General features: G+C 68.7%; 13 protein-coding genes, 1 tRNA gene and 2 pseudogenes. 5 read left to right on the plus strand and 11 right to left on the minus strand.

Annotation, left to right across the window (positions count from 1 at the left end):
• Nucleotides 1–2: 2 nt before the first annotated feature.
• From lysA to BN4348_RS60090, 5 genes and pseudogenes are all read right to left on the minus strand, one after another.
• The gene (gene lysA / locus BN4348_RS47590) at nt 3–1421 is read right to left on the minus strand and encodes a diaminopimelate decarboxylase (protein ID WP_066914690.1); all 1419 of its coding nucleotides are present in this window, start codon (nt 1419–1421) and stop codon (nt 3–5) included.
• Nucleotides 1418–3070 carry an arginine--tRNA ligase gene (gene argS, locus BN4348_RS47595; protein ID WP_066914691.1) on the minus strand — a complete coding sequence of 551 codons (1653 nt, stop codon included), beginning with the start codon at nt 3068–3070 and terminating at the stop codon, nt 1418–1420. Before argS ends, lysA begins: the two co-directional genes overlap by 4 nt.
• 114 nt (nt 3071–3184) lie before the next feature.
• A complete protein-coding gene (locus tag BN4348_RS61680; RefSeq protein ID WP_066914692.1) occupies nt 3185–3691 on the minus strand; it encodes a type III PLP-dependent enzyme domain-containing protein in 507 nt (168 codons plus the stop codon).
• Nucleotides 3692–3851: 160 nt separating this feature from the next.
• Nucleotides 3852–3989, minus strand: a pseudogene (locus BN4348_RS62880) (hypothetical protein); the annotation flags it as partial.
• A 330-nt stretch (nt 3990–4319) separates the two neighbouring features.
• Entirely contained in the window at nt 4320–4766 is a 447-nt protein-coding gene (locus BN4348_RS60090) for a tautomerase family protein (RefSeq protein WP_160040515.1), read from the minus strand.
• Nucleotides 4767–4873: 107 nt separating this feature from the next.
• Here BN4348_RS60090 and BN4348_RS47610 point away from each other — a divergent pair, with 107 nt between their 5' ends.
• From BN4348_RS47610 to BN4348_RS47620, 3 genes are all read left to right on the plus strand, one after another.
• Nucleotides 4874–5842 carry a GlxA family transcriptional regulator gene (locus BN4348_RS47610; protein WP_066914694.1) on the plus strand — a complete coding sequence of 323 codons (969 nt, stop codon included), beginning with the start codon at nt 4874–4876 and terminating at the stop codon, nt 5840–5842.
• Nucleotides 5843–5929: 87 nt separating this feature from the next.
• Nucleotides 5930–6005: transfer RNA gene (locus tag BN4348_RS47615), tRNA-Arg, on the plus strand.
• 116 nt (nt 6006–6121) lie between these two features.
• A complete protein-coding gene (locus BN4348_RS47620) occupies nt 6122–6349 on the plus strand; it encodes a hypothetical protein (protein WP_066914695.1) in 228 nt (75 codons plus the stop codon).
• 31 nt (nt 6350–6380) lie between these two features.
• On the opposite strand, the gene odhI is transcribed toward BN4348_RS47620, so the two are convergent.
• From odhI to BN4348_RS47635, 3 genes are all read right to left on the minus strand, one after another.
• The gene (gene odhI, locus BN4348_RS47625) at nt 6381–6773 is read right to left on the minus strand and encodes an oxoglutarate dehydrogenase inhibitor Odhl (protein WP_372513948.1); all 393 of its coding nucleotides are present in this window, start codon (nt 6771–6773) and stop codon (nt 6381–6383) included.
• Between the two features lie 190 nt (nt 6774–6963).
• Nucleotides 6964–7464, minus strand: coding sequence for a nitroreductase family deazaflavin-dependent oxidoreductase (locus BN4348_RS47630; protein WP_066914962.1), 501 nt, complete (start codon nt 7462–7464; stop codon nt 6964–6966).
• Nucleotides 7465–7469: 5 nt separating this feature from the next.
• Nucleotides 7470–8036 carry a carboxymuconolactone decarboxylase family protein gene (locus tag BN4348_RS47635; RefSeq protein WP_066914697.1) on the minus strand — a complete coding sequence of 189 codons (567 nt, stop codon included), beginning with the start codon at nt 8034–8036 and terminating at the stop codon, nt 7470–7472.
• Between the two features lie 45 nt (nt 8037–8081).
• Here BN4348_RS47635 and BN4348_RS47640 point away from each other — a divergent pair, with 45 nt between their 5' ends.
• Complete coding sequence (locus BN4348_RS47640) at nt 8082–8870, plus strand: SDR family NAD(P)-dependent oxidoreductase (protein ID WP_066914964.1); 789 nt, start codon at nt 8082–8084, stop codon at nt 8868–8870.
• Between the two features lie 9 nt (nt 8871–8879).
• Here BN4348_RS47640 and BN4348_RS47645 read toward each other — a convergent pair whose 3' ends face one another.
• Nucleotides 8880–9737, minus strand: a complete 858-nt coding sequence (locus BN4348_RS47645; protein WP_066914698.1) for an LLM class flavin-dependent oxidoreductase — start codon at nt 9735–9737, stop codon at nt 8880–8882.
• The gene (locus tag BN4348_RS47650) at nt 9734–10531 is read right to left on the minus strand and encodes an SDR family oxidoreductase (protein ID WP_328589021.1); all 798 of its coding nucleotides are present in this window, start codon (nt 10529–10531) and stop codon (nt 9734–9736) included. Before BN4348_RS47650 ends, BN4348_RS47645 begins: the two co-directional genes overlap by 4 nt.
• Before the next feature lie 89 nt (nt 10532–10620).
• Between BN4348_RS47650 and BN4348_RS62205 the strand changes: the two are divergent.
• A pseudogene (locus BN4348_RS62205) lies at nt 10621–10743 on the plus strand (AsnC family protein); the annotation flags it as partial.
• Nucleotides 10744–11031: 288 nt separating this feature from the next.
• Here the strand turns inward: BN4348_RS62205 and BN4348_RS61690 are convergent.
• Nucleotides 11032–11730, minus strand: a complete 699-nt coding sequence (locus tag BN4348_RS61690; RefSeq protein WP_328589065.1) for an LLM class flavin-dependent oxidoreductase — start codon at nt 11728–11730, stop codon at nt 11032–11034.
• Nucleotides 11731–11735: the final 5 nt, after the last annotated feature.

Consider the following 11735-nt stretch of genomic DNA (forward strand, 5'->3'; position numbering starts at 1 on the left):
GGTCACCTCACTTCCAGACTCAGCAGGTCGTCGACCGTTTCCCGGCGCAGGATCAGCCGTGCGCGCCCCCCGCGCACGGCGACCACGGCGGGGCGGCCGATCATGTTGTAACGGCTCGACAGCGAATAGCAGTAGGCGCCGGTGGCGGCGACCCCGAGCAGGTCGCCCGGCTGCAGGTCGCCGGGGACCCAGGTATCGCGAACGACGATATCGCCCGTCTCGCAGTGCTTCCCGACGATACGCGCCAGCTCCGCCGGTGCGTCGCTGATCCGCGAGACCAGCCGGGCGTCGTACTGCGCGTCGTAGAGCGCCGTGCGGATGTTGTCGCTCATGCCGCCGTCGACGCTGACGTAACGCCGGTGCGCCGTCGTGCTCACGTCCACGTCCTTAACGGTGCCGACCTCGTACAGCGTGATGGTGCCCGGCCCGGCGATCGCGCGCCCCGGCTCGACCACCAGCCTCGGGGTGGGCAGCCCGACCGCCGCCGACTCGTTGCGCACGATGGCGCTCAGCTTGGCGGCTAATTCGGCTATCGGCGGCGGGTCGTCGAGCGCGAGGTAGGAGATGCCAAAGCCGCCACCGAGATCGACCGTCGACAGCTGGGCCGTCTTGTCGACGCCGAACTCGGCGACGATGTCGTGCAGCAGGCCGATGACGCGGTGTGCGGCCAGTTCGAAGCCGTCGACGTCGAAGATCTGGGAGCCGATGTGGCTGTGCAACCCCACCAGCCGCAGGTGATCGGTGTCGAACACCCGGCGCACCGCCGTCATTGCGGCGCCGTTGGCCACCGATAGCCCGAACTTCTGGTCCTCGTGGGCGGTGGAGATGAACTCGTGGGTATGCGCCTCGACCCCCACGGTGAGGCGCACCAGCACGTCCTGGACGATGCCCGCGTCCCCCGCGATGGCGTCGAGGCGTTCGATCTCGATCATCGAGTCGAGCACGATGTGGCCGACCCCGGCCTTGACGGCGGCGGTCAGCTCCGCGACGGATTTGTTGTTGCCGTGGAAGATAATCCGCTCCGGCGGGAAGTCCGCGTGCAGCGCGACGGCCAGTTCCCCGCCGGTGGACACGTCGAGCGACAGGCCTTCCTCGTCGATCCAGCGCGCTACCTCGGTGCACAAAAAAGCCTTCGCGGCGTAGTGCACGTTGTGGCCGCCGCCGAACGCCGTCGCCAGGTCCTGGCAGCGGGAGCGGAAGTCGTCCTCGTCGACGACGAACAGCGGGGTCCCGTACTCCTGCGCGAGGTCGGTCACGGCTAGGCCGCCGATGACCGCGGCTCCGTTTTCGTCACGAGTCGTGCTGCGCGGCCACACGTTCGGGTCCAGCCGCAGCAGCTCCTCGGGGGATTGCGGGCGCGGCGGGCTCTCGGCGTGACGCGCCTCGTCGGCATGCCGGGGACCGGCGGGATGGACGTTCACATTCGCTCCGGGGCGCTGACGCCGAGGATGGTCAGCCCGTTGGCGATGACCTGGCGGGCGGCCTGGCACAGCGCCAGGCGCGCGGTGTGCAGGTCGGTGGGCTGCTCGTCGCCCTGCGGCAACACCCGGCACGAATCGTAGAACCGGTGGTAGTCACCGGCGAGGTCCTCCAGGTACCGGCATACCCGGTGCGGTTCCCGCAGCGCGGCCGCGGTTTTCAGCACGCGCGGGAATTCGCTGATGGAGCGCAGCAGCGTGCCCTCCTTGTCGTGCGTGAGCAGCTCGAGGTGCGCGGTGTCGGGGATCAGGCCGAGCTCGGCGGCGTTGCGGGCCAGCGCCGACAGCCGGGCGTGCGCGTATTGCACGTAATAGACCGGGTTTTCGTTGGACGCCGAGGACCACAGCGCCAGGTCGATGTCGATGGCGGTGTCCACCGACGAGCGGATCAGGCTGTAGCGCGCCGCGTCGACGCCGATCGCCTCGACCAGGTCGTCGAGGGTGAGCACCGTCCCGGCCCGCTTGCTCATCCGGACCGGCTGGCCGTCGCGGACGAGGTTGACCAGCTGCCCGATGAGCACCTCCACGGTGGCCGGGTCCTCGCCGAAGGCGGCGGCCACGGCCTTGAGCCGGGCGATGTAGCCGTGGTGGTCGGCGCCGAGCATGTAGATGCACAGGTCGAACCCGCGCTGCCGCTTGTCCAGGTAGTAGGCGATGTCGGCGGCGATGTACGCGGGCTTGCCGTCGCTCTTGATCACGACGCGGTCCTTGTCGTCACCGAAAGCGCTGGTGCGCAACCAGGTTGCGCCGTCCTTCTCGTAGACGTTGCCGGTCCCGCGCAGCCGGGCGATGGCCTGGTCCACGCGGCCGCTGGTGTGCATCGAGTCTTCGTGGGTGTAGACGTCGAAGTCGGTGCCGAACTCGTGCAGCGACTCCTTGATGTGGGTGAACATCAGGTCGACGCCGACTTCCCGGAAGGTCTCGTGCATCTCGGCGTCCGGCAGGCTCAGCGCATCGGGCGCCTTCTGCAGGATTTGCGCGGCGATGTCGTTGATATAGGTGCCGGCGTAGCCGTCGGCGGGGGTCGGCTCGCCCTTGGCCGCGGCGATCAGCGAGCTGGCGAACCGGTCGATCTGGGCGCCGTGGTCGTTGAAGTAGTACTCGCGCACCACGTCGGCGCCCTGGGTGGACAGCAACCGGCCCAGCGCGTCGCCGACCGCGGCCCAGCGGGTGCCGCCGATGTGGATCGGCCCCGTCGGGTTGGCCGAGACGAATTCCAGGTTGATCTTCTGCCCGGCCAGCTCGTCCGAGTAGCCGAACTCGTCGCCGGCGTCGAGGACGTCGTTGACGACCTTGGCCTGCGCCGATGCCTCGAGACGCATGTTGATGAAGCCCGGGCCGGCCACGTCGGCTTCGGCGATGCCGTCGGCGTCGGCCAGCTTTTCGGCGAGCCAGCCGGCCAGCTCACGCGGGTTGGCGCCCACCTTCTTGCCCAGCTGCAGCGCCAGGTTGCTGGCGTAGTCGCCGTGCTCGGGGTTGCGCGGCCGTTCCACCGCGACCGTCGCCGGCAACGCGGCAGCGTCGAGCCCGCGCTCGGCAAGCACCGCGGCGGCGGTGGCTTTGAGCAGCTCAGCCAGGTCGGCGGGGGTCACGAGCGTCCATCCTATTGGCTAGAGTCCCCCGGCCCCGAATCTATTGCAGGTGGCAGCGCTGCCGCACCGGGGCCTGCGCCGGTTCAGGGCGCGGACATGCGGCAAGCCCGGTCGCTATCGGCTGGCGCGCGCGGCCTCGATCGGCACGATGTCGACAAGCCGGTCGCCACGAACCACGTGGTAGGCGTCGTACCGATCGACGGTGGGGTCGCAGTGCGGGCTCGCGAACTCCACGCGCTCCCCGAGACCGACGGGTGGGCCGGCGGGCCGGGTGAGTGCGCCGTGCTCGTCGCCGAAGAACATGTACGTCGAGCTTCCGAACCGGGCACCGGCCGGACGCGGCAGGGGGCCGTCCGTCGCGAAAGCCTGGAGGCCGGCGTCGACGGTGACGATGGCGTCGGCGTTGGCGCTGATCACTTGGCTCGAAACCCACAAGCTGGTTTCGAAGGCTCCATCGTCGTCGTCGCCCAGTGCGTCGGAGTACTGGACGTCCATGAACACATACGAGCCCGGTTGTACTTCGTTGAGGACACCCAAGTCCAGATCGGCCTCGACGGTGCCGGTGCCGCCGCCGCTGACGACGCCGACCCGGTAACCGGCGGTTCGAAGCGCGTCGACCACTGTTGCAAGGGTTCCATGCCGACGCCGACTGCCTCGCAACGCTTTTGGAGGCCGGCGATGTGCTGCCAATGACCGCCGTAGCCCTGGACGCCGGCCACGCCAGACCCCCGCACCGATGGACGTGCTCGGCCAGCGCGACCGCCTGTTGCGGACCGGAAACGCCGGTGCGGCCCAGCCCCACGTCGACGTCGATGAGGACATTGACGCAAATGCCGCGGCGGCGCGCCACCCCGCTCAGCGCGGTCACCGGATCGGGATGATCCACCACACACGCAAACCCCGGGTCGAGCGCTGCCACGTCGCACAACCGCTTGCATCAGCGGATCGCCGACCGGCGACGTCAGGAGAATGCCGCGCACGCCGGCCACCGAAAGTGCTTCGGTTTCACCGATTTTGGCGCAGCAGATCCCTACGGCGCCGGCGGCGATTTGCTTTCTGGCGATCCAGGCGCATTTGTGCGTCTTGGCGTGCGGGCGCAGGGCAACCCTGCCGCGCGTGCGCTCGGCCATTCGGCCGATGTTGGCGTCCAGCGCCGCCTCGTCCAGGATCAGTGCCGGTGTGGGCAGGCGGAAGCGGGAGTTCGGCCCGCCAATCATGGCTTGCGCCAACGCTTCCGCCGGACGAATAGTCATCCGGGCGCGACGGAGGTCAGGTGCTCGAATCCCGCGAGCGGGACGATGTCCGGGAGTCGGCGGATCGCCCCGTTCTGAGCCCACTGGCCTTCGGGCACTTCGTGGATGACGCACGACGTGACGACCATCTTGTCGCCGTCGCCGCGAGCCGCCGATTCGGCGACCTGCTGAAGTTCGCCGGCGAATCGCGCCTTGCGGGCGCCGTCGAGGACCCCGGCGCTGACCTGCCAATCGATGAATACGCCGGCGACAGCGGCGTTCGCCGGGACGCCCGCGGAGTAAAAGCCCCCGGGCGAGAGCTCGTGCAGCAGGACCAGGGCCCGCGTCCGGTGTAGGGGCTGGTCGGGCACCGACTCGGCACGGCATGCCGCCTCGGTGAGACCTGTCACCAGACGCTCCTTGCCGTTCTCGTCGAAGGCGCCCGGCGTCAGTGTTACGCGCATCAACGGCATGGCATCGTCCTTTCACGGGGTCTTGCTGTCGTAATTTCCTCCACCTTCGCCGCGGAATCCAGTGGCAGGGCAGACAGCTTTCTTGCATAATTCGCCACATGATCGGTTTCGATGCGCTGGTGCTCGACGGGGCCAGCGCCAGCGCGGTGGGTGTCACGATCGACGTGGTCTCGGCGGCCAACCGGATCCTGGGCAAACCGGCCTTCGACCTTCGGTTCGTCTCGCCGCAGAGCCAGGTCGTCCTGCGCGGCGGCCTGGCCGTCGCCGCGCAACCGCTCGCGCACGCCACGGCGAGGGACGTCGTCGTCGTACCCGGGTTGGGCGCCGCGCAGCCCGAGGAGATCGCCGAGCGGCTCAGCGGCGCCGACGTCCCCGTCGCCGCCGAGTGGTTGGCGGGCGCCGAGGGCGGCGGCGCGGAAATCGCGGCCTCGTGCACGGCCGTATTCGTCCTCGCCGCCGCCGGACTGCTCGATCAACGGCGCTGCGTCACGACGTGGTGGCTTGGCGCCGATCTCGCCCGGGTCGCGCCGGCGGCCCGCGTCGTCATCGACGAAATGGTCGTTCGCGATGGGCCGGTCTGGACGGCCGGCAGCGCCTTCGCCCACATCGACCTGATGCTCGCGTTGATGCGCCGCCTCGGCGGCGCGGCGCTCACCGACGAACTCGCGAACCGACTAGTGGCCGATCAGCGCACGTCGCAGGCGAGTTTCCTCATTCCCTCGCACCTGGCGGCTCGCGACGACACGGTCGCGACGCTCGAGCGTTTCGTCCGGGCCCGGCTGGACGAACCGCACACACTCGACTCGCTGGCCCGGCTGTGCGGCCTTAGCACCCGAACCCTGGCGCGACGGACGCGAAATGCCGTGGGCCTCAGTCCGCTCCAGCTGGTGCAGAGAGTTCGCCTCGAGCGTTCGCTGCATCTGTTGCGCACCACACGCATGCCGCTCGAGGAGATCGCCGCGTCCGTGGGGTTGGCGGATCCCGCGACGCTGCACCGACTGGTCAAGAGACACACCGGGCGATCGCCCGGGTCGCTGCGCCCGAGTGCCCGCGCGAGGGCTTCGTGATCGAATCTTGAGCTGTGGCGGGGTCACGACCGTCACGCCGATGCGTTACTCTGGCTGGGCCCGATGGCGCAACATCTCTGTGGGTGCGCCCCCGTAGCTCAGGGGATAGAGCGTCTGCCTCCGGAGCAGAAGGCCGCAGGTTCGAATCCTGCCGGGGGCACCACATTCACGCAGTTCAGCGGAGGATTTACCTCCCGCACCAATGTCGCACCAGCTAATCTGTGGGCCTGGCGGTGAGGAGGCTAGGTTGGTGGCACGCGAAGCTCAGGCGTCGACCTGATGTTGTCGCTGTTCCTCGCCGTCATCGGGCTGGTCTTCCTCGCCTTTGCGCCAACCCGCTACACCGGCATGACCTTCGTGCTCACCCTGCTCGTCACCTTCGGGATCACCGCGTTCGACATGAGCACCCACCAACCCACCAGCACCGACGTCACCGGCTTCGCATTGGCACTCATGCTCGGCGGCCCCGCCCTGCTCATCAGGAGCGAACGAGGAATGAAGGGCTGACTCGCGCACGAAAACCCCGCCGAGGCCAAGCTCATCCGGTCAGGAAGACCAGCCGGAACTTACCGATCTGCACTTCATCGTTATTGGCCAGCACCGCCGCGTCGGCCGGCTGCCGGTTGACGTAGGTGCCGTTGAGGCTGCCGACGTCGGCGACGGCCCAATTGCCGTCGTCGTCGAGGCGAAACTCGGCGTGTCGGCGGCTCACGGTGACGTCGTCGAGAAGAATGTCACTGTCAGGGTGGCGCCCCGCCGAGGTGACCGGCCGATCGAGCAGGAACCGGGAACCGGCGTTCGGGCCACGCTTGACAATCAGCAGCGCGGATCCGCTCGGCAGCCCTTCGGTGACTTCCGCCTCGGTAGCGGCCGACCCGTTATCCAGCTCGTCGAGAAACTGGGTGCCGTAGTCCGCGGTGCTCTCCCCCACCGCTTCGGTGAGGTGTTGGTCGTCGTCGCCGCGGTTCACGTATTGCTCCCACCGCCGGCCACTCCGGCCCGCTTCGCTCGGTGCCGGCCCACTGGACGGCTCCCACTAGCTTAACTTGGGGCACGGTCAGGCACCGGCCAGCCGGAAATACCCAAGTTCCGGCGGTCTCATGCCTTGGGCACAACGCAATTCAATTGCGACTGAGGATGAACGCCTCGATGCGACGGTCGCCGGCGCGCGCTTCGTAGTTGCTCCAGCCGGGATACATCTTGAGGCCGTTCGCCCAGATCTCGTCGCGCTCGCCGGGACTGGCGAGCCGGGCGGTGCCCTGCCAGGTGTCGCGGCCGATCGACACCGTGGCCTGCGGGTGCGCCTTGAGGTTGTGGTACCAGGCCGGGTGCTTCGCGCCGCCGAAGTTGGACGCGATCAGGGCCACCCCGTCGGGGTGCGGGATGCCGTACAGCGCGACGGTGCGCGGCTCCCCGGATTTGGCACCCGTGGTGGTGAGGATGACCGCCGGAACTCCGGTCACCAGCCCGGCGAAGCTGCTCCTGCCGCCGGTGACTTTAGTCATGACCCGGTCGAGGTGGTGTGCCGTCGGGCGGAGAAACGCCCCGCCCGCCTTCGTGGCCGCGAAGCTGCGCATGAACCGATGGAATGCGTTGGCGTGGTCGAAGGACAGGTCCGCCACTCCGATCACGCCGGCTTGGTGCTGTCGACCTGACCCTCGTCATACTCGATGACCGGCGGCGAGTCGCCGTAGACGTCGAGGGTGTGGATGAAGCGATGCACACCCATCACCCCGGCGCAGGTGAATCCGAGTTCGATGATCTGCGCGGCGGTGAAGTGCTCCCCCAACCGCTGGTAGAACTCGTCGTCCATGGCGTGATGGTCGGACGAGAGCAGGTCGAGGAACTCGACGGCCATCTGTTCCTGCGGGGTGAGCGCCCCGTGGCCGGGCGCGAGCAGACAGGCGACGTCCTCGTCGGTGATCGAGTCGTGCTTGCGCGACTGGCTGCAGGGTTCGCATTCGCCGAGCTGGGCGCTGCGGATGCGCAGCAACTCCAGGATCCGGCCGCCGAGCAGCGTTCCGGCGCCCAGCTGGTGCCTGGCCGCGTTGACCTGGTCGAGCTGCGCGCTGCGATACGCGAAGATCTGCAGGGGCACCGGCGTGGCATACAGACCGGCGGCGACGCCGGCCTCCACGATTTCGCGGGAATGGGAGCTGAGCTCTTCCATCGGGATTGGCGCAATACGCGGCATCGAATCAGGCTAACTTCTTTGTGCGTCGGCCAAAAGGAGAACTCCATGTCCAGACTCGCCGGAAAGGTCGCGATAGTCACCGGGGGCGGGGGCGGTATCGGCGCGGCGACCGCGCACGAATTGGCGCGCGAAGGCGCCGCCGTCGCGGTCGTCGACATCGACGAGGCCAAGGCCGCCGCGGTCGCCGAGGAGATTCGGCGGACCGGGGCGCGCGCGCTGGCCCTCGGCGGCGACCTCGCCGAGGAGGGCACCGCGCGCCAGGTGGTGCAGGCCACCGCCGCGGAATTCGGCCGGGTCGACGTGCTGCACAACAACGCGGCGCTGACCGCGAGCGACTTCCTGTCCCGCGACACCACGGTGACCGAGATGCCGCTGGACGTGTGGCGACGCTCCCTGGACGTCAACCTCGGCAGCCAGCTGCTGATGTGCAAGTACGCGGTCCCCGAAATACGAAGGGGCGGAGGCGGTTCCATCATCAACATGTCGTCGGGCGCGGCGCTCTCGGGTGACAAAACCCGGCTGGCCTACGCCGTGTCGAAGTCCGGGGTGCACACCCTGACGTTGTACGTCGCGACCAGCGAGGGAAAGGGCGGCGTCCGGGCGAACACGGTCGTGCCGGGATTGATCCTCACGGACGCCGTTCGCGCGCATCTGTCCGAGGACGTCATCGCCGGCCTCGGCCGCGCGACGTTGACGCCGTATCTCGGCGAACCGAAAGACGTTGCCGAGCTTGTCGTTTTCCTCGCTTCGGAGCGGTCCCGCTACATCACCGGCCAACTGATTGCGATCGACGGCGGGATGTCGGCGCACACGGGCCTGGACACCGGCGACTAGGGACTCGCTCTAGAGGATCGCGTCGGCGAGGCGGTCGACCTGCTCGAGAGCCTCGCCCGTCGGATGGAACAGCAGCCGGTCGAAGCCCAGTTCCCGATATCGGCGGACGGTGCCGCGCGCGTCGTCCGCGGAGCAGACCATATCGGCGACGTTCACCGCGGCGTACTCCGGAGCGAACCCGTAGTAGCGCGCCAAGTGGTCCCGTCCTTCCGCGACGGCCTCGGGCGACCCCAGACCGAAGTTCACCGATGCCTGCAGGTAGGGGCGCCCGGGCCGGCCCGCGGCCCGCCAACCGGCGCGGATGCGCTCGGCCAGCGCCGCCTGTTCGTCATAGTGGCGCACGGCGCCCGCCGCCCACCCGTCGCCGACGCTGATCACCCGCCGCACCGTGGCCGCGGACCGTCCACCGAAGAGCAGCGGAATATGCACGGGCGCAGGGCATAACGCGGTGTCATCGGTGACGGGTCCGCCGGCCCACAGCCGGCGCATGCGCTCGACCTGTTCGTCGAGGATCCGGCCACGCCTGTGGAAATCGGCGCCGGTGCTGGTGTAGTCATCGGACCGGTTACCCACCCCCAGGCCGACGACCAGGCGGCCACCGGAGATGTGAGCCACGCCGGCGAGCTGCTTGGCCAGCGGAACGACTGGATACACCGGGGCCAGTAGGACATTGGTCACCAAGGTCAGGTTGTCAGTGGCGCCGGCCGCGGCGGCCAGGGCTATCAGCGAGTCGATCCCGGGGTAGATCAGGCGGTCGATCGTCGCGACCGATTCGAACCCGCGCTGCTCGGCGCGGCGGGCCCATTGGGCCACGGCCGGGCCCGCGACGCCGCCGACGTGGTTCGGCAGCCCGATACCCAGTTTCACAGCACATCCTCCGCCCTGACTTTGGAGTTGACGGCGGCCAGGACGCGGTCGTAGTGGCCCTCCCGTTCGGCGTAGCGCAGCGCACGGGCGGCGTCGACCACGACTTCGGTGACCGGCGGCCGCGCGGAGAGCGACGCCATCACCTCGGCGACGAACTCGTCCACGTCGACCGAGTCGGGATCTCCGGGGCCGTCCATCTCCGTACCCACCCGCGGTGGAGCGATCTCGATGACCTGAATACCACTCTCGTGCAACAGGATACGCAGGGCTTCGGTATAAGCGTGCAGCCCCGCTTTGGTTGCGCTGTAGCTAGGGGCGATCGCCAGCGGAACGAAGGCCAGCGCCGAGGTGATGTTGATGATCGCGGCATCAGGCCGGCTGCGCAGCGTCGGCAGCAGCAACGATGTCAGCACGATCGGGCCGAGCAGATTGGTTGCGACGACGGATGTCGACACCGCTGGGTCGGGTGTGTCGGGGCTTTCGATAGCCATCACGCCCGCGTTATTGACCAGCACGTTGAGATCGGGCCACCGACGTTCCAGCATCGCGACGAACGACCCGATGCACGCGGTATCGGCGATATCCAACGGATGCCATTCGATACCCGGATACGCCTCGGCGACGGCTCGCAACGCGGCGGTGCGCCGGCCGGCGATCACCACCCGGTTGCCGCGTCGGTGCAACGCGATGGCGATCGCCCGTCCGATTCCGGTGCCGCCACCGGTGACCAGGACGGTATTGCCCGTCAGTTCCATTGGGTGCCTCCGCTTTTGACAACAAGGTGTCCCCAGCATCGCGCCCGCCGTCGGTCCTGGCCAGAAATATCCACGTAAGCGGCAAAAAGAGGACACATGGTCCCAAATTCTGTAGTGTTTTCCTCACGATGGAGCCGTTAGACGGTCATATTCTGCACGCTCTGCAGCTCGCACCGCGGGCGCCGTTCCGGCGTATCGCCGAAGTGATCGGCGCCGGTGAACAAACGGTCGCGCGCCGCTACCGGGCCCTGCGCCGCGACGGTGCGCTCCGCGTGATCGGCGTGGTGAATCCCCGCGTCTACGGCGAATGCCAGTGGATCGTGCGGGTACACGCCAAACCCGACAACCTGCCGCGGCTCGCCGAGGCGCTGGTCCGCCGACCCGAGGTCACCCACGCCAACGTGCTATCCGGTGGCACCGAACTCGTCTGCGTTATCCGCGCGCCGATCGGCGACACCGGCGACGGGCTGCTGCACCGTCTGCCTCGCACGTCGGCCGTCCTCGAAATGCGGATCGACCTGGTACTCAACGTGTTCGGCTCACCCACCGGCGCGCACTGGACCGGGCACGGCCATCCCCTGGATGAGGAACAGATCAAGGCACTGCAGCCGCAAGTCGCGGGCGCCAACGCGGAACGGCCCGCCGCGCCCACCGCCGACGATCAGCCGCTGCTGGACGCGTTGGCCAACGACGGCCGCATCGCCGACAGCGCGTTGGCGACGCTCACCGGGTGGTCGCCGGNGTCCGCCGGCCCACAGCCGGCGCATGCGCTCGACCTGTTCGTCGAGGATCCGGCCACGCCTGTGGAAATCGGCGCCGGTGCTGGTGTAGTCATCGGACCGGTTACCCACCCCCAGGCCGACGACCAGGCGGCCACCGGAGATGTGAGCCACGCCGGCGAGCTGCTTGGCCAGCGGAACGACTGGATACACCGGGGCCAGTAGGACATTGGTCACCAAGGTCAGGTTGTCAGTGGCGCCGGCCGCGGCGGCCAGGGCTATCAGCGAGTCGATCCCGGGGTAGATCAGGCGGTCGATCGTCGCGACCGATTCGAACCCGCGCTGCTCGGCGCGGCGGGCCCATTGGGCCACGGCCGGGCCCGCGACGCCGCCGACGTGGTTCGGCAGCCCGATACCCAGTTTCACAGCACATCCTCCGCCCTGACTTTGGAGTTGACGGCGGCCAGGACGNCCGGCGCGGGTCAAGCGCCGACTGGCCGCGCTGCAGGCTTCCGACACCCTCG

It is taken from the genome of Mycobacterium interjectum, from assembly GCF_900078675.2.
Lineage (GTDB): Bacteria > Actinomycetota > Actinomycetes > Mycobacteriales > Mycobacteriaceae > Mycobacterium > Mycobacterium interjectum.